The organism is Streptomonospora nanhaiensis, from assembly GCF_013410565.1.
GTDB classification, from domain to species: Bacteria; Actinomycetota; Actinomycetes; order Streptosporangiales; family Streptosporangiaceae; genus Streptomonospora; species Streptomonospora nanhaiensis.
Genome location: NZ_JACCFO010000001.1, coordinates 1,177,038 through 1,194,083, shown reverse-complemented (window position 1 = coordinate 1,194,083; position 17,046 = coordinate 1,177,038). Strand labels below are relative to the sequence as shown.

The following is a 17,046-nucleotide window of genomic DNA, read 5'->3' as shown; positions in this document are numbered from 1 at the left end:
GGCCCGCGGCCGGCCCGCCGGCATCGCCTCCGGCTTTCTGGCCCGCTACCTCGGCTGGGCGCTCGGCGCCCCGGCCTCGTGCCCGACCCGCTCCAGCGGCATGTCCCAGGGCAGCAGGTTCCACGGGCTCGCCGGATCCGCCACCAGCAGGCCCAGCGCGGTCCACACGCGCTCCCAGCCGGGCCCGCGCTGGCCGTACCACAGCAGGTAGCCGGCGTGGAAGGCCTCGGCGTACTGCTGCCAGCCCGGGTAGCGCCGCTGCAGGTCGGCCGCTGCCCGGCGCAGCAGCGCCCGGGTCTCGGCGCCGCTCAGCCACTCCAGGGTCGCCCCGCCGCAGGCCAGGCGGATGATCTGCGCCGAGCGCCACCACTGGTGGGCGCCGATGACCACGGTGGCGGAGGCGGGGTCGGCCCCGGTCACCGCGCGCAGCCGGCCCACCTGGTCGGGGGTCAGCCCCACCACGCGCTCCTCGGGAGCTCCCGAGCGCAGCCGCCCGCGCAGCGTGGCCGCGCGGAAGTCCACCACCAGGTCGCAGTCGCCGCCGCTGTGCAGGTCGGCCCAGACCCGGTCGACGGCCGCCAGCAGCGAGGCGCGGTCGACGACCCCCCACTCCCGCTCGAAGGCCCGCCGGTAGCGGCGGCGCAGCTGCGGGCGCTCGACCTCGTCCCAGGGCTCGGCCAGCGCCACGCGGAACGGTGCGGCCACGGCGGCGGCCCAGCGCTCGGTGGTCAGCGGGGCATCGGGGTCGGCGGCGCGCAGCGCGGGCGCCTCGCGGGAGCCGATCACCAGTTCGGTGAAGGAGCCGGCGGCCAGCAGCACCGCCGGGAGGAACGCCCACGCGGGCTCGCCCACCACGACCAGCCCCACGACCAGGACCGCCATCGGCGCCAGCAGCAGCGGCTGCCGGCGCTTGGCGCCCCAGGCCACCAGGGCCCAGAATCCGATCGCCAGCGCCCCGGCGATCGCGGCCACCGCGGTCAGCACCGGCCACTCCCTTCGCGGCGGACAGCACGCGCCCAAGGCGGCGGAGGCGCTGTCGGTGGACACACTCCCGCCATCAAGCATCGGCGACCGCGGGGCCCGGTGGCGCCCTCAGCCACGGGTTGTGCTCAGGTTGTGGCCGCGATGTGACCGGCGGCGGCGCGCGGGGCCCACGACGCACCGGCGGCCCCACGCGAACGCGCGGGGCCGCCGGTGCGTGGCGGGGGAGGAGGGCCGGGGCCGCCTCAGTGCGCCGGCGCCGGGGCGTCGGCGGCGGAGGCGTCGTCGGCCGGCGGGCGGCGGACGAAGAACGCTCCGGCTACCGCGACCAGCGAGATGACCGCCGCGGTGAGGAACGCCGTGTGGACACCGGCCGCCTGCGCGGCGGCTTCGCCGAGTCCGGCGGGCTGCCCGCCGGCGACCGAGGACATCGTGGTGATCAGCAGCGACACGCCGGCCGCCCCCGCGACCTGCTGCAGTGTGTTCAGCACCGCCGAACCGTGGGAGTACAGGCGCGGCCGCAGCGAGCCGAGCGAGGACGAGAACAGCGGGGTGAACGACATCGCGAGCCCGAACGACATCCCCGTCTGGATGGCGACGAGCAGCCACACCGGTGTCGTCTGCCCGACGGTGCTGTAGAACCACAGCGCCGCCGCGACCAGGACCGTCCCGGGGATCAGCAGCGGCCGCGGACCGCGCGCGTCGTAGACGCGGCCGATGATCGGGCCCATGACCCCCATGAGCACCGAACCGGGGAGCACGACGAGCCCGGCCTCCGTGGCGGTCAGTCCGAGCACGTTCTGCAGGTACAGCGGCAGCAGGGTCAGGCCGCCGAACATGGACAGCGCCAGCACCGACATGACCGCGACCGCCACCGTGAAGTTCACCGAGCGGAACACCCGCAGGTCCAGCAGTGCGGCGTCCCTGCGCTGGAGCAGCAGCTGCCGCCACACGAACACCCCGAGCGAGACCACGGCGGCGCAGGTGATCACCGCGATCGTCCCGACAGACAGCGCCGCCTCGGCCTGGTGCTCGCCGCCGAGCTGGCTGAGCCCGAAGACCAGCCCGCCGAACCCGATCGCGGAGAGCACGATCGAGAGCACGTCGATGTGCTTGGGCTCCGGCTCGCCGAGGTTCAGCATCCACTTCGCCCCGATCAGCAGCGCGAACACCGCGATCGGCAGGATCAGCCCGAACAGCCACCGCCAGCTCAGCGAGTCCAGGATCAGCCCCGACAGCGTGGGGCCCACCGCGGGGGCCAGGGCCATCACGATCCCGGCGCGGCCCATGATGCGGCCGCGCGAGTGGGTGGGGATCACGTTCATCACGGTGGTCATCAGCAGCGGCATCATGATCGCCGTCCCCGACGCCTGCACGACGCGCCCCACCAGCAGCACGGCGAACCCCGGAGCGACCAGGCAGACCAGCGTGCCGGCGCAGAAGAGCGAGGCCGCGGTCAGGAACACGCCGCGCGTGGTGAACCGCTGCAGCAGGAACCCCGTGATCGGGATCACCACCGCCATGGTGAGCATGAAGGCGCTGGTCAGCCACTGGCCCAGCGAGGGCGGGATCCCCAGGTCGACGTTGAGGTGGGGGATCGCGATCCCCATCGTCGTCTCGTTCAAGATGGCGACGAACGCGGCGATCAGCAGCAGCCAGATCACCCGCATCCCCCGCGGGTCGATGCCATCGGTCGGACGGGCCGTGGGCGTAGCGGCGGTAGCCATGGAACTCCTGTGGACAGACCTTCAAGGAAGCGCGGCGCCGTGCCTCGACCCTGCGGCGGGGAGGTTTTCTCGTGCGGCGGTGACGACTACGGCAGTATATGCCTTTGGTGGCAGTATGTGACAGTTGGGGCAGCCGGACTACGAGTCGTGGAAGACACCATCGTGGGCATCAGAGAGCGCGCGCGGGAAATGCTGCGCGAGGAGTTGGCGGAGACGGCGACGCGCCTGTTCGAGGAGCGCGGCTTCGACCACACGACGGTCGAGGACATCGCGGCCGCCGCAGGAATCTCCCATCGCACCTTCTACCGGTACTTCGGCACCAAGGAGGACGTGCTCTTCGGCGACCTTCCGGCCGCCGGCGGCGAGGCCCTCCGCGACCGGCTGGCCGAGAACCTCGGCCGGTACCGGCCCTGGGACGCGCTGCACCGCCTCATGCGCGCCACGGCGGAGCAGATCCAGCCGCCGGCCGCCCGCTGGGCGCGACTGGTCCGCATCATCAACGCCAGCGAGACCCTGCGGGCCAGGAACCTGGAACGGCAGATGCACCTCTGCCGGCTGCTGACCCCGGTCGTCTCAGAGAGCGTCGACGCGCATCCGCCGCTCAACGAACTCCAGGCCACCGTGCTCGTCCACACGGCGCTCACCTGCTTCGACGCCGCGTTCTCGTTCTGGGCGGAGCAGGGCGGGACCCCCGACATCCTGACCGCGCTCGACACGGCGTTCGCAACGTTCGCACCGGCGGACGCGGACTGAGGCCGGTCGGCGCCGTCGGGGTGGGAGACGCACCGCGGCCCGATGGGTCCGGCGGGGCGGTGGAGGTCCGCGCGAAGGGGGAGCGCCGCGGGTGTGCACCGGGAGGTCCGGGGTGCCCTGAGTGGGACTCGAACCCACACTGTACGAGGTTTGAGCTCGCTCGCTCTACCGATTGGCGTATCAGGGCCGCGCGGCCGCAGGCGACGGGTACCGCACCCGACCTGGGGGCGCGCGGCGCGGCTGCCAAGGTCACGCCTTGGCTCCGTTCCCGTGGCCGTTGCTCTGCATCCTAGCGGATCTCGGTACCCTCATGTACGTGACGACGACGCAGAGCCGCGTGGTGATCGCGGAAGACGAGGCCCTGATCCGGCTCGACCTCAAGGAGATGCTTGAGGAGGACGGCTATACGGTCGTGGGCGAGGCCGGCGACGGCGAGGCCGCCATCCGGCTGGCCACCGAGCACAAGCCCGACCTCGTCATCCTCGACATCAAGATGCCGGTCATGGACGGCCTGACCGCCGCCGAGCGCATCGCCGCCGAGCGCATCGCGCCCGTCGTCATCCTCACCGCGTTCTCCCAGCGCGAGCTGGTCGAGCGGGCGCGCGACGCCGGCGCCATGGCCTACCTGGTCAAGCCGTTCAACAAGGCCGACCTCGTACCGGCCATCGAGATGGCGGTCAGCCGCTACGCCGAGCTGGCGGCGCTGGAGGCCGAGGTCTCGGGCCTGCAGGACCGGCTCGAGACCCGCAAGCTGGTCGAGCGGGCCAAGGGCCTGCTGCAGAGCCGCCACGGGCTCAGCGAACCCGAGGCGTTCCGCTGGATCCAGAAGAACTCCATGGACCGCCGGCTGACCATGCGCAAGGTCGCCGAGACCGTCATCGAGACCCTGAGCGAGCAGCAGCAGTGACCCCGGGCTGACACCCGCCCGCACCCCTTTTCGCCTTGTCGGGCCCCGGCGCGCCGCGCCGGGGCCCTTTCGCGTGCGCGGCGCATCCGGCGGCGCGCGGGGCGGCTGCCGCGGGGCTGCCGCCGGGCAGGGGCGCGGCGGCGGCCCCCGCTTCCGCGCGGCCCGTCGGCCCGTGCGGCCTGCGGGCGGTGACCGAGGGTGACGCTGCGCCATGCCCCGGTCGCGGGCCGTCCAGCGCGGCATCACGGTTGCGCACAAAGCAGTGACGTTTCCATCACGCGGGCTTAAGGGCTGCTGAAGTGCAGGAGTAAACCCGGCTAAACTCACGCCACCGACCAGAAAACAGTCGGTTTAGGACATTGATAATGAATCGGTCAGATGCGCAAGGGAGCGCACGTGCGCACACGCCTCGTGACGCTGCTGCTCGCCGTCATCGCCGCACTCCTGGCGATCCCGGGGACAGCAGCAGCAGACGCCCAGGGCGGTGAGTCTGTGTGGGGCCAGATCCGCAACCCCGACAGCGACGACGAAGGTGTCGAAGGCATCGACATCGCCGTGTCGCAGGAGGGCGAGGAGATCGGCTCCGCCACCACCGACGCCGACGGCAATTGGGAAGTAGAGGTGCCCGAACCCGGCACCTACCAGGTGGTGCTCGACGAGGAGACCGTCCCCGAAGAGTTCGACCTGCTTCAGGTTCCCGCGGGAGCCGAACGGGACGTGGAGGTGCGGGCGGACCAGCGCTTCGCCGTGGTCTACCGGCTCGTGCCCCAAGGGGAGGGCGACGTCGCCGCCTCGCCCAGCGAGTCCGCGGAGTCCGACTCCGAGGACTCCGGCGGCTCCGGCGGTGAGGACTCCGCCGGCTCCGGCGCCGAGGCGGGCGAGGGCGTCGTCGAGTCCCCCGGGGTGGCCGCGGGGCCCGGCCTGGTCAACCAGGTCGTCGGCCTGACCGTCGCCGGCCTGCTGTTCGGCCTGATCATCGCGATCTCCTCGGTGGGCCTGTCGCTCATCTTCGGCACCACCCGGCTCATCAACTTCGCCCACGGCGACATGGTCACCTTCGGCGCCGTGATGGCCATGATCTTCAGCGGCACGTCGCTGCTCACCGGCGTCCACGAGCCCTTCGCCGACGTGCCCGTGCTGGGGCTGGTCACCAATCCGCTGATCGTGGGTGCGGCACTGGCCGTGGTCTGCGGCGCCGCGGTGGGCGGGGTGCTCGAGGTGTTCCTGTGGCGGCCGCTGCGCCGGCGCAACGTCGCGATGATCCAGATGTTCATCGTGACCATCGGCGTGGCCCTGCTGCTGCGCCACCTGCTGCTGGTGGCCTTCGGCGCCAACCGCGAGAAGTACGTGCAGTTCCGCATCCAGGACATGATCACCCTGGGGCCGATCGCGATCACCCCCCGCGACCTGGGAATCATGGTGCTGTCGGTGGCGGTGCTGGTCGGCGTGGCGAGCATGCTGCAGTTCACCCGCATCGGCAAGGCCATGCGCGCGGTCTCGGACAACCGCGACCTCGCCGAGTCCTCGGGCATCGACGTCAACCGCGTCACCGTCTACGTGTGGATGCTGGGCGGCGGCCTGTCGGCGCTGGGCGGGGTGTTCCTGGGCCTCAACCAGTCGGTGTACTGGCAGATGGGCTTCCACCTGCTGCTGCTGATGTTCGCCGCCGTCATCCTGGGCGGTCTGGGCACCGCCTACGGCGCGATGGTCGGCGGCCTGGCGATCGGGCTCGTCGCGCAGCTGTCCACCCTGTGGTTCTCGGCGCAGCTGATGAACGTGTGGGCACTGCTGATCATGATCGTCGTGTTGTTGGTCCGGCCGCAGGGCATCCTCGGCCGGCGCGAGCGGGTCGGCTAGGGGAGACAGACGATGGACATCATGATGACCCTGGCCCTGTCCCTCGAAACGGCGATCGGGCCCATCGCGGCCATCTACGTGCTGGCGGCCATCGGCCTGAACATGCACTTCGGCTACACCGGCCTGCTCAACTTCGGCCAGGTCGGGTTCATGCTCGTGGGCGCCTACGGCGTGGCCGTGTGCGTCACCACCTTCGGCCTGCCGCTGTGGGCCGGGTTCGGCGTCAGCGTGCTGTGCTCGGTGGTGCTCGCCCTCATCCTGGGCATCCCCACCCTGCGGCTGCGCGCCGACTACCTCGCCATCTCGACCATCGCCGTGGCCGAGGTGCTGCGCCTGCTCTACCGCGCCGAGTTCGCCCGCCCCATCACCGGCGGCGTGTACGGGCGGCAGAGCTTCGCCGACGGGTTCTACGAGTTCAACGACCGGCTCGGCATCATCCCGCCGGGCAGCTACGGCATCGGCGACGTCGACTTCTCCGCCGACGAGCTGTGGCTGATGCTGGTGTCGTGGGGGTGTGTCGCCCTGGCGCTGGGCATGACCGCCATGCTGATGCGCAGTCCCTGGGGCCGCGTCATCAAGGGCATCCGCGAGGACGAGGACGCCGTGCGCAGCCTCGGCAAGGACGCCTTCACCTACAAGCTGCAGAGCCTGGTGCTGGGCGGCGTGTTCGGCGGCGTGGCCGGTGTGCTCATCGCGCTCAACCAGGGCAACATCACCCCCGACCAGTTCATGCCGCAGGTGACGTTCTACCTGTGGGCGATGCTGCTGCTCGGCGGCGTGGGCACGCTCTGGGGCCCGGTGATCGGCCCCGTGATCATGTGGTTCCTGCTCACGCTGTTCGACGAGTCGCTGCGCTCGCTGGCCTCCTCGGGGGCGCTGCCGTTCCTGGCCACCTCCGACTCCGGTGCGCTGCGCCACGCCCTGGTGGGCATCGCGCTGATGCTGCTGATCATCTACCGGCCACAGGGCCTCGTCGGCAACCGCAAGGAGATGCTGGTCAATGTCAAGTGACGGGAACGAAGCGACGCGCACCGCGCCCGGCGCGGCCGGCGACCCGCTGGCCGCGGTGGAGCCGGTGCCCGGCGTCGCCAAGCCGGACCCCATCCTGACCGCGTCGAACATCCGCCGCTCCTTCGGCGGCCTGACCGCGGTGAACGTGGACCGCCTGGAGGTCCAGCGCGGCACCATCACCGCGCTGATCGGTCCCAACGGCGCGGGCAAGTCGACGCTGTTCAACCTGCTCACCGGGTTCGACAAGCCCAACGAGGGCACCTGGGAGTTCCAGGGCCGCCCCCTCAACGGGGTGGCCGGCCACCGGGTGGCGCGCCGGGGCATGGTGCGCACCTTCCAGCTCACCAAGGCCCTGACCCGCCTGACCGTGCTGGAGAACATGCTGCTGGCCGCGCCCGGCCAGGTCGGTGAGGGGTTCTTCGGCGCCTTCGGCTGGTGGATGTGGCGCAGGCAGGAGGAGGCCAACCGCGAGCGCGCCATGGACCTGCTCGCCCGGTTCAAGCTCGACGCCAAGAAGGACGACATCGCCGGCAGCCTGTCCGGCGGCCAGCGCAAGCTGCTGGAGATGGCGCGGGCGCTCATGGTCAACCCGAGCATGGTCATGCTCGACGAGCCCATGGCCGGGGTGAACCCCGCCCTGGTGCAGTCGCTGCTGGGCCACATCACGGCGCTGCGCGACGAGGGCACCACCGTGCTCTTCGTCGAGCACGACATGGACGTGATCATGGGCATCAGCGACTGGATCGTGGTCCTCGCCCAGGGCCGGGTCATCGCCGAGGGCCGGCCCTCCGACGTCCGGTCCGACCAGCAGGTCATCGACGCCTACCTGGGCACCCAGCACGACGAGCCGCGCGGCGGCGCGAAGACGGAGGTGAAGCCGTGAGCGAGTCCGGCACCGCGCCCGGTTCCGCGGGCGGCACCGAGGCCGCGGGCGCGCCGGCGCCCGGGGCCCCCGAGCCCGGCGGCGCCGCCACCGGCAGGGATGCGGAGCAGCCGGCCCCGGCCGGCACCCGGACGGCATCCGAGCGGCCCGGCAGCGCCGCGCGCCCAACAGCCGCCGCGCCGCTGGACCACCCCCCGCAGACCAAGGCCGAGGCCGAGGTGCTGCAGGAGCACCGCGAGGACGTCCTGGAGCACGCGGGGGAGGCGGCACCGCGGGTCGGCGACCCCGGCGACTACCTGCTGCTGGCCCACGAGCTGAAGGCCGGCTACATCCCCGAGGTCAACATCCTCAACGGCTGCACGCTTACCCTCACCGAGGGCGAGGTCGTGGGGATCATCGGTCCCAACGGGGCGGGCAAGTCCACGCTGATCAAGACCATCTTCGGGCTGCTGCCGGTGCGCTCGGGCAGCATCACGCTGCGCGGCGAGAGCATCGTGCGCCGCAGCGCCCACCAGTTGGTCTCCAGCGGCGTGGGGTACGTGCCCCAGACGCAGAACGTGTTCCCCTCGCTGACCGTCGAGGAGAATTTGGAGATGGGCGCGTTCTTGCGGCCCAAGGTGTTCCAGCGCCGCCTGGAGGCGGTGGCCGAGCTGTTCCCGCTGCTGGGCCAGCGCCGCAAGCAGAAGGCCGGGGCGCTGTCGGGCGGCGAGCGGCAGATGGTCGCCATGGGCCGGGCGCTGATGATGGAGCCCTCGGTGCTGCTGCTGGACGAGCCCACGGCCGGCCTGTCGCCGATGTTCCAGGACGAGGTCTTCCAGCGGGTCCGCCAGATCAACGAGACGGGCGTCTCGGTGATCATGGTGGAGCAGAACGCCCGCCGCTGCCTGCAGATCTGCGACCGCGGCTACGTGCTCGACCAGGGCCGCAACGCCTACACCGGCACGGGGCGCCAGCTGCTGGACGACCCCAACGTGATCGAGCTGTACCTGGGGACGCTGGCCAAGGCCGACTGACCCGGCCCCGTCCGGGCGGCGCCGCCGCCCGGACGACCGCCGCACAGGGGCGGCGCCCGAACCGGGCGCCGCCCCTTCGGCGTGCCGGGGGCGCCGAAGGGGCGGGGGAGGGGCGGGGAGAGGACGGGAGCGGTGCCCGGGTGCGCGGGCCGCGGGCGCCCCGGCCGGTGGCCGCGGCCCGCGTCCCGCGGCCCTCGGTCCACAGGGCCGCACGCGCGGCGCGGTGGGCGCGGGGAGGGCCGGGGAAGAGGGGAGGGGCGGTGCGGCCGCCCCTCCCCTCGGAGGGCGGGCGCGCCCGGCGGCCGGAACACGGACGGCCCCGGCACGGGTGCCGGGGCCGTCCGCTGGGGGGATGGGGGATGGGGTGGGGTGGTGGGCCCGCCGCCTCCGCTCCGCCGCGCGGCGGAGCGGAGGCGGCGGTCAGGCGCGCCGGCTCCTACTCGCCGGACTCCGCGTCGACGGTGATCTCGTCCTGCTTGCTGTGGACGCCCTCGTCGTCGAAGCCGTAGATCTGGAACGTCGCCGAGGTGACGTCACCGGTGTCGTTGAAGTCGAGCGGACCGCTGACGCCCTGGTAGTCGATGTCCTCGCCGTCGGCGATCAGGTCGCGGCACTCCTCGAAGGTGGTGCACTCGGTGCCCCCCTTGGACACCGCCGCGATCTCCTCCACGAAGACCGCGGGGTCGGTGCTCTCGGCCTGCTCGGCCGCCAGCGCCGTGACGATCACGCAGTCGTAGACCTGGCCGGAGAACTGGAAGACCTCCAGGTCGCTGTCGAAGGACGTGAGGTCGTCGATGAAGTCGTCCCCGCCGTTGTCGGGGGCGGTGCCCTGGAAGCCGGAGACCGTGCCCGGGTCCTCGGCGTCGACCTTCTCGGCGAGGGTCTCGTCGTTCAGGCCGTCGGTGCCGTACATCTGGTCGGCGCTGACCCCGGCCTCGATCAGGCCGGTGACGACCTGCACGCCCTCCTCGAAGGCGACGATGACGACCGCGTCGGGCTCGGCGTCGGCGATGCCGTTGATCACGGAGTCGAAGTTGGAGGCGTTGGGGTCGTAGCCCTCGTTGAACGTCACCTCGATGCCGTTCTGCTCCAGCGCGTCGGCGGTGGCGTTGGCCAGGCCCTCGCCGTAGTCGTCGGCGCGGTAGGTGATCGCGACGCTCTGGTGGCCGTCGGCGGCGATCTTCTGCGCGAGCACCGGGCCCTGCATGAGGTCGCTGGGGGCGGTCCGCCAGTAGAACCCGCTCTCGTCCTCCTCGGCCAGGCCCGGGGCGGTGTTGGAGCCGGAGCACTCCACGACCTCGGCGCTGGTGACCGTGTCCATGATGGCCTGGGTCATGCCGGAGGCGGCGGCGCCGATGATGACGTCGGCGTCCTGGTCGATCAGGCGGCTGGCGGCCTCGGTGGCCTGCGCCGCGTCGTTGGCCTCGTCGCCGGTGAGCATCTCGGGCAGCTCCGCGCCGAGGACGCCGCCGGCGCTGTTGATCTGCTCGCGCGCGTACTGCGCCGCGCTGATCTGGGGCGGGCCCAGGTGGGAGAGGTCACCCGTCTCCGGAAGGACGTAGCCGTACTGCAGCGGCTCGTTCTCGCCGCCTCCGTCCTCTCCTCCGCCGCCTCCGCAGGCGGTCAACCCAAGGGTGAGGGCCGAGGCCGCAGCGATGAGGCTGAGGGCCTTCTTTCTTGGCATCGAGGTGTCTCCGTTCAACCGGCTGGATAGCGCAGGGGCTCCACGCACTGGCCGCGGCGAGGGTGATCGCGCTTAACCAAGGGCGTTAGCGGAGCTTAATCACAAGGGTTCACCTTCCGGTAGATCGCTTCTCATGTCGCTGCTGAGTCGGATTCATGCCGTTATCGCTCCGTAGTCAACATCTGAGGTGAAATGCGCTGATCAGCGGCATTTCTCACGATCCGCCGCCGCGGAATCGCGGTTGGTGACCACGCAATGTGTGCGGCGCCCCAGGCGCCCCGCCCCGGTGGGACCCTCCGGCCCCCGATCGGCCCCCGGACGCGAAGCGGCCCCGCCCCCCAGTGGGGAGCGGGGCCGCTTCGCGTCCGGGCGGCGCTCAGGCGTCGCGCATCAGGCAGGTCAGCCGCGAGGTGCACACGCGCCGGCCCTCGTCGTCGGTGATGGCGATGTCCCACGTGGCCAGGGTGCGGCCCTTGTGCACCGGCGTGGCCACACCGGTGATGTGCCCGGAGGTCGCGCTGCGATGGTGGGTCGCGTTGATCTCGACGCCCATGGCCACCCGCCCCTCGCCGGCGTGGATCATCGAGCCGATCGAGCCCAGCGACTCCGCCAGCACGCACGAGGCGCCGCCGTGGAGGAGCCCGTAGGGCTGGGTGTTGCCCTCCACCGGCATCCGGCCCACCACCCGGTCGGCCGACGCCTCCAGCACCTCAAGGCCCATGCGCCGGCCGAGGTCCCCGGCCGCCGTGTTGGCGTTGATCATCGCGTTCAGCTTCTCGGCGTCGATCGACATCGCCTCTCCCGTTCTGCGATCGCCCCGGCCCGCGCCGTCCGCGGCCCGCCGGCGCCCCGCGCCGCCGGGCGCCCCCGGCGGCGCGGGGCGCCGGGGGCGCCGAGCGGCGCGCAAATGTCCGCACGGCATCCTAGGATTTGCCTGTGGCGATGACAGAAGAGACCCCCGGTCAGAACGGCCCGTCCCCGGCGCAGGCGGCGCCGTCCGATTGCGGACGCCTGCTGCTGCTCGACGGCCACTCCATGGCGTTCCGCGCGTTCTTCGCCCTGCCGGTCGACAAGTTCACCACCAGCACGGGCCAGTCCACCAACGCCATCTACGGCTTCACCTCGATGCTGATCAAGCTGCTCCGCGATGAGCGGCCCACCCACATCGCGGTCGCCTGGGACCTCTCCGGACCCACCTTCCGCGACGAGATCTACACCGACTACAAGGCCGGGCGCGCCGACACCCCCCAGGAGTTCCCCTCCCAGGTGGAGTTCGTGCAGGAGCTGCTCAAGCTCGTGGGCATCACCAGCGTCTCCGCCCCCGGCTACGAGGCCGACGACGTCATCGCCACGCTCGCCGCCCGCGGCCGCGAGGAGGGCATGGAGGTCCTCATCGCCTCCGGCGACCGCGACGCCTTCCAGCTGGTCGACCGCACCTGCACCGTGCTCTACCCCGGCAAGAGCATCTCCGACCTCACCCGCATGACCCCCGAACGGGTCCAGGAGAAGTACGGCGTGCCGCCCGAGCGCTACCGCGACCTCGCCGCGCTCGTGGGCGAGAAGGCCGACAACCTCCCCGGCGTCCCCGGGGTGGGCCCCAAGACCGCCGCCAAGTGGATCGCCAAGTACGGCTCGCTCGAGGAGCTGGTCGCCCACGCCGACGAGGTCACCGGCAAGGCCGGCCAGAGCTTCCGCGACCACCTCGACCAGGTCCTGCGCAACCAGCAGCTCAACCGCCTCGACCCCGACGTCCGGCTCGACGCGGGCGTCCACGACCTCACCATGGGCGAGGCCGACCGCTCCGGCGTCAACGACCTCTTCGACAACCTGGAGTTCGCCTCCACCCTGCGCGACCGCCTCTTCTCCGTGCTGGGCGAGGCCGAGCAGACCGCCGCCCCCGCGGTCGCCGCCGAGGAGTTCAGCGTCGACCTCACCGCGGCCGAACCCGGCACCGTGGCCGCCTGGCTGCAGCGGCACGCCTCCTCCGGCGCCCGCTGCGGCCTGGCCGTCACCGGCACCTGGGGCGCGGGCACCGGCGAACTCACCGGCCTGGCCGTCGCCGCGCCCGACGGCCCCGCCCTCCACGCCGACCCCGCCGCCCTGGGCGCCGACGACGAGTCCGCCCTGGCCGCCTGGCTGGCCGACCCCCGCTTCCCCAAGGCCCTGCACGACTCCAAGGGCCCGCTGCTGGCCCTGTGGGCGCGCGGCTGGGAGCTGCGCGGCCTCACCAGCGACACCGCGCTCGCCGCCTACCTGGTGCAGCCCGGCGGGCGCAAGTTCGAGCTGGGCGACCTCTGCCGGCGCTTCCTCAACCGCGAACTCACCGAGCAGCAGGGCGACGGCGGCCAGCTCGCCCTCGACCTCGGCGAGGGCGAGGGCGACTCCCGCGCCGCCGAGCGCCTCGACCTCGCCGTGCGGGCCCGGGCCACCCTCGACCTCGCCGCCGGGCTCGACTCCGACCTCGACAAGCGCGGCGGCGCCGCGCTCCTGCGCGACGTCGAACTCCCGCTGGTGCGGGTGCTGGCCGGCATGGAGCGCACCGGCATCGCCGCCGACCGCGCCTACCTCGACTCCCTTGAGGAGGAGTTCGCCGCCGCCGTGCGCCAGGCCGTGGCCGAGGCGCACCGCGTGGTCGGCCGCGAGTTCAACCTCGGCTCGCCCAAGCAGCTCCAGCAGATCCTCTTCACCGAACTCGACCTCCCCAAGACCAAGCGCATCAAGACCGGCTACACCACCGACGCCGACGCGCTGGCCTGGCTGGCCGCGCGCACCGACAACGAGCTGCCGGTCATCCTGCTGCGCCACCGCGACCAGACCCGGCTGCGCACCACCGTCGAGGGGCTGGTCAAGACCATCGCCGCCGACGGCCGCATCCACACCACCTACAACCAGACCGTGGCCGCCACCGGCCGCCTCAGCTCGGTCGAACCCAACCTGCAGAACATCCCGGTGCGCACCGACGCCGGGCGGCGCATCCGGCGCGCGTTCGTGGTGGGCGAGGACTACCAGCACCTCCTCACCGCCGACTACAGCCAGATCGAGCTGCGCATCATGGCCCACCTGTCCGAGGACACCGCCCTCATCGAGGCGTTCCAGACCGGCCACGACTTCCACGCCGAGATCGCCGCCCGCGTCTTCGGCATCGACGTCACCGAGGTCGACGGCGAGGCCCGGGCGCGCATCAAGGCCATGAACTACGGCCTGGCCTACGGGCTGAGCGAGTACGGCCTCTCCCAGCAGCTGGGCATCACGCCCAAGGAGGCCAAGGCCCTCATGGACGACTACTTCGTCCAGTTCGGCGGGGTGCGCGACTACCTCCAGGCGGTCGTCGACCGCGCCCGGCGCGACGGCTACACCGAGACCATGCTGGGCCGCCGCCGCTACCTGCCCGACCTCACCAGCGACAACCGCCAGCGCCGGGACATGGCCGAACGCATGGCGCTCAACGCCCCCATCCAGGGCTCGGCCGCCGACATCATCAAGGTCGCCATGCTCGACGTCGACACCGCCCTGCGCGAGGCCGGCCACCGCTCCCGCATGCTCCTGCAGGTCCACGACGAACTCGTGCTGGAGGTCACCGCCGACGAGCTCGACCCCGTGCGAAAACTGGTGTCGGACAAGATGGCCGGCGCCTATCCTCTTCGTGTGCCGCTGGCGGTCTCCGTCGGCGTCGGCCGCGACTGGCACGACGCCGCGCACTGAACCGGGAATTCCCGGTCGGCGCGGACCGCCGCACCCGAACGGGCGGCGGACCGCACCGACCGGGCGGCACGGCGCCGCCCGGCCGCCGACGAACGCGAACCCTGGGGGTGAGGACCATGGGCAGGACACCGGAGCCGGTGGGCCGGCCGCAGACCGCCGACCCGGTCCGCACCTCCCCCCGCGTCCGGCTCGTCGAGCAGGAGCTGGTCTGGCGGTTCTCCCGCTCCGGCGGACCCGGCGGCCAGCACGTCAACACCTCCGACACCCGCGTCTCGCTCTCCCTGGACCTGGCGACCACCCGGTCGCTGTCCGCGCCGGAGCGCGAACGCGCGCTGCGCCGCCTGGCGGGCCACCTGGTCGGGACCGTCTACACCGTCACGGTCGAGGACTTCCGCTCCCAGGCGCGCAACCGCGACACCGCCCGGGAGCGCCTGGCGGTGCGGCTCTCCCTCGCCGCCGCGCCCGAGCCCCGCGCCCGGCGCGCCACCCGGCCCACGCGCGGTTCCGCCGAGCGGCGGCTGGCGGCCAAGAAGCGGCGATCCCAGGTCAAGCGCATGCGCGGGCGCGGCGCCGACGACTGACCCCCGCCCGCCGGCGCCCGCCGCCGGGCCGGCCGGCACCGCTCGCGCGCGGCCCCCGCCGCGCTCCGGGCGCCCCGTTCCCGCCCGCGGCCGGAAGGGGAGTAAGATCACGCGGATGCGCGAAACCCGGTTTGTCGGCCGGATTCCGATTGACCTGACCGCCCCCGTCTCATATTGTGGCTAGAGCGTTGTGGACTCGCGTGCGCAACTCGACCTCGGAGATCGTGCCGGTGTGACAGCCAGATCGCATACTCGACCCCCGGGATTCGGGTCGGCGCAGCGGTCCGCCGGCACCTCACCGGGTCACCGACCCCATCCGGGCCTTTCGTCCGGGCGGGTCGCCCCGGCGGTGGCGGCGCGGCCGGGCGGTTCCGCGGCGCACCCTTTCTGCCAATGTCCGTATCCGGAGTCCACCCACACATGACGAGCAGCACCGAGGTAACCTCGACACCCCAGGTAGCGGTCAACGACATCGGGTCCGAGGAAGCCTTCCTCGCAGCGATCGACGAGACCATCAAGTACTTCAACGACGGTGACATTGTCGAAGGCACCATCGTTAAGGTCGATCGAGACGAGGTCTTGCTCGATATCGGCTACAAGACCGAGGGTGTTATCCCGTCCCGGGAACTGTCGATCAAGCACGACGTCGACCCAGGCGAGGTCGTGTCCGTCGGCGACCACGTCGAGGCCCTCGTCCTCCAGAAGGAGGACAAGGAAGGCCGCCTCATCCTGTCCAAGAAGCGCGCCCAGTACGAGCGCGCCTGGGGCACGATCGAGAAGATCAAGGAAGAGGACGGCGTTGTCACCGGCACCGTGATCGAGGTCGTCAAGGGCGGCCTCATCCTCGACATCGGACTCCGGGGCTTCCTTCCGGCCTCCCTGGTCGAGATGCGCCGTGTGCGCGACCTCCAGCCCTACGTCGGTCGCGAGCTTGAGGCCAAGATCATCGAGCTCGACAAGAACCGCAACAACGTCGTGCTCTCGCGGCGCGCCTGGCTGGAGCAGACCCAGTCCGAGGTCCGCCAGACCTTCCTCAACACCCTCCAGAAGGGCCAGATCCGCAAGGGCGTGGTCTCGTCCATCGTCAACTTCGGCGCCTTCGTCGACCTCGGCGGTGTTGACGGCCTCGTGCACGTCTCGGAGCTGTCCTGGAAGCACATCGACCACCCCAGCGAGGTCGTCGAGGTCGGCCAGGAGGTCACCGTCGAGGTCCTCGACGTCGACATGGAGCGCGAGCGCGTCTCCCTGTCCCTCAAGGCCACCCAGGAAGACCCCTGGCAGCAGTTCGCGCGCACGCACCAGATCGGCCAGGTCGTGCCCGGCAAGGTCACCAAGCTGGTCCCCTTCGGCGCCTTCGTCCGCGTCGAGGAGGGCATCGAGGGCCTGGTGCACATCTCGGAGCTGGCCGAGCGCCACGTCGAGATCCCCGAGCAGGTCGTCCAGGTCGGCACCGAGATCTTCGTCAAGATCATCGACATCGACCTCGACCGCCGGCGCATCAGCCTCTCGCTGAAGCAGGCCAACGAGAGCGTGTCGCCCGACCAGGTCGACTTCGACCCCACGCTCTACGGCATGGCGGCCGACTACGACGAGCACGGCAACTACAAGTACCCCGAGGGCTTCGACCCCGAGAGCGGCGAGTGGCTCGAAGGCTTCGAGGCCCAGCGCGACGAGTGGGAGCGCCAGTACGCCCTGGCGCAGGCCCGCTTCGAGGCGCACCGCAAGCAGGTCGAGGAGGCCCAGGCCGCTGAGGCCGAGGCCGCGGCCGAGCCCGCCTACGACGGCGAGCCCGCCCCCGCGCCCAGCTCCGGCGGCGAGTCGGAGTCCGGCGGCGGCGCGCTGGCCTCCGACGAGGCCCTCGCGGCGCTCCGCGAGAAGCTCGCGGGCGGCTCCGACAGCTAGTCCGCCGCAGCCCGCTCGCGCACCGCGCGAATCGCCAGGGCCGCT

Annotated in this window: 13 protein-coding genes and 1 tRNA gene; 9 read left to right on the top strand and 5 right to left on the bottom strand. The window is 72.0% G+C overall.

What is annotated here, in order from left to right:
* Positions 1-45: 45 nt before the first annotated feature.
* Positions 46-984, bottom strand: coding sequence for a DUF1266 domain-containing protein (locus tag HNR12_RS05145; RefSeq protein ID WP_179766413.1), 939 nt, complete (start codon positions 982-984; stop codon positions 46-48).
* Positions 985-1,226: 242 nt separating this feature from the next.
* The gene (locus tag HNR12_RS05140; RefSeq protein WP_179766412.1) at positions 1,227-2,708 is read right to left on the bottom strand and encodes an MDR family MFS transporter; all 1,482 of its coding nucleotides are present in this window, start codon (positions 2,706-2,708) and stop codon (positions 1,227-1,229) included.
* Positions 2,709-2,855: 147 nt separating this feature from the next.
* On the opposite strand from HNR12_RS05140, the gene HNR12_RS05135 reads away from it, so the two are divergent.
* Positions 2,856-3,461 carry a TetR/AcrR family transcriptional regulator gene (locus tag HNR12_RS05135; RefSeq protein WP_179766411.1) on the top strand — a complete coding sequence of 202 codons (606 nt, stop codon included), beginning with the start codon at positions 2,856-2,858 and terminating at the stop codon, positions 3,459-3,461.
* A gap of 113 nt (positions 3,462-3,574) precedes the next feature.
* Here HNR12_RS05135 and HNR12_RS05130 read toward each other — a convergent pair.
* A tRNA-Leu gene (locus HNR12_RS05130) sits at positions 3,575-3,648 on the bottom strand.
* 150 nt (positions 3,649-3,798) lie between these two features.
* Here HNR12_RS05130 and HNR12_RS05125 point away from each other — a divergent pair.
* The 5 genes from HNR12_RS05125 to HNR12_RS05105 all read left to right on the top strand — a co-directional run bounded on the left by HNR12_RS05125 (position 3,799) and on the right by HNR12_RS05105 (position 9,132).
* Positions 3,799-4,368 carry an ANTAR domain-containing response regulator gene (locus HNR12_RS05125; RefSeq protein WP_179770418.1) on the top strand — a complete coding sequence of 190 codons (570 nt, stop codon included), beginning with the start codon at positions 3,799-3,801 and terminating at the stop codon, positions 4,366-4,368.
* A gap of 396 nt (positions 4,369-4,764) precedes the next feature.
* Positions 4,765-6,225 carry a branched-chain amino acid ABC transporter permease gene (locus HNR12_RS05120; RefSeq protein WP_179766410.1) on the top strand — a complete coding sequence of 487 codons (1,461 nt, stop codon included), beginning with the start codon at positions 4,765-4,767 and terminating at the stop codon, positions 6,223-6,225.
* 12 nt (positions 6,226-6,237) lie between these two features.
* Entirely contained in the window at positions 6,238-7,236 is a 999-nt protein-coding gene (locus tag HNR12_RS05115; RefSeq protein WP_179766409.1) for a branched-chain amino acid ABC transporter permease, read from the top strand.
* A complete protein-coding gene (locus HNR12_RS05110; RefSeq protein WP_179766408.1) occupies positions 7,226-8,119 on the top strand; it encodes an ABC transporter ATP-binding protein in 894 nt (297 codons plus the stop codon). The genes HNR12_RS05115 and HNR12_RS05110 overlap by 11 nt, the downstream gene beginning before the upstream one ends.
* Positions 8,120-8,301: 182 nt before the next feature.
* The gene (locus tag HNR12_RS05105; RefSeq protein ID WP_179770417.1) at positions 8,302-9,132 is read left to right on the top strand and encodes an ABC transporter ATP-binding protein; all 831 of its coding nucleotides are present in this window, start codon (positions 8,302-8,304) and stop codon (positions 9,130-9,132) included.
* Between the two features lie 436 nt (positions 9,133-9,568).
* Here the strand turns inward: HNR12_RS05105 and HNR12_RS05100 are convergent, their stop codons facing one another.
* On the bottom strand, positions 9,569-10,816 hold the full coding sequence (locus HNR12_RS05100) for an ABC transporter substrate-binding protein (protein WP_179766407.1): 1,248 nt from the start codon (positions 10,814-10,816) through the stop codon (positions 9,569-9,571).
* A gap of 376 nt (positions 10,817-11,192) precedes the next feature.
* Positions 11,193-11,609: a PaaI family thioesterase gene (locus HNR12_RS05095; RefSeq protein ID WP_179766406.1), complete on the bottom strand. Its 417-nt coding sequence runs from the start codon at positions 11,607-11,609 to the stop codon at positions 11,193-11,195.
* Between the two features lie 242 nt (positions 11,610-11,851).
* On the opposite strand from HNR12_RS05095, the gene polA reads away from it, so the two are divergent.
* The 3 genes from polA (at position 11,852) to rpsA (ending at position 17,001) form a co-directional block, all read left to right on the top strand.
* Positions 11,852-14,518 carry a DNA polymerase I gene (gene polA, locus HNR12_RS05090; RefSeq protein WP_246425311.1) on the top strand — a complete coding sequence of 889 codons (2,667 nt, stop codon included), beginning with the start codon at positions 11,852-11,854 and terminating at the stop codon, positions 14,516-14,518.
* A gap of 116 nt (positions 14,519-14,634) precedes the next feature.
* A complete protein-coding gene (gene arfB, locus HNR12_RS05085; protein ID WP_179766405.1) occupies positions 14,635-15,099 on the top strand; it encodes an alternative ribosome rescue aminoacyl-tRNA hydrolase ArfB in 465 nt (154 codons plus the stop codon).
* A 420-nt stretch (positions 15,100-15,519) separates the two neighbouring features.
* Positions 15,520-17,001, top strand: coding sequence for a 30S ribosomal protein S1 (gene rpsA / locus HNR12_RS05080; RefSeq protein WP_179766404.1), 1,482 nt, complete (start codon positions 15,520-15,522; stop codon positions 16,999-17,001).
* Positions 17,002-17,046: the final 45 nt, after the last annotated feature.

Excerpts from the sequence above, each read along its gene's own strand:
- polA (WP_246425311.1), top strand. The coding sequence starts at position 11,852 with ATGGCGTTCCGCGCGTTCTTCGCCCTGCCGGTCGACAAGTTCACCACC.
- HNR12_RS05140 (WP_179766412.1), bottom strand. The coding sequence starts at position 2,708 with ATGGCTACCGCCGCTACGCCCACGGCCCGTCCGACCGATGGCATCGAC.
- HNR12_RS05100 (WP_179766407.1), bottom strand. The coding sequence starts at position 10,816 with ATGCCAAGAAAGAAGGCCCTCAGCCTCATCGCTGCGGCCTCGGCCCTC.
- arfB (WP_179766405.1), top strand. The coding sequence starts at position 14,635 with ATGGGCAGGACACCGGAGCCGGTGGGCCGGCCGCAGACCGCCGACCCG.
- rpsA (WP_179766404.1), top strand. The coding sequence starts at position 15,520 with ATGACGAGCAGCACCGAGGTAACCTCGACACCCCAGGTAGCGGTCAAC.
- HNR12_RS05095 (WP_179766406.1), bottom strand. The coding sequence starts at position 11,609 with ATGTCGATCGACGCCGAGAAGCTGAACGCGATGATCAACGCCAACACG.
- HNR12_RS05115 (WP_179766409.1), top strand. The coding sequence starts at position 6,238 with ATGGACATCATGATGACCCTGGCCCTGTCCCTCGAAACGGCGATCGGG.
- HNR12_RS05110 (WP_179766408.1), top strand. The coding sequence starts at position 7,226 with ATGTCAAGTGACGGGAACGAAGCGACGCGCACCGCGCCCGGCGCGGCC.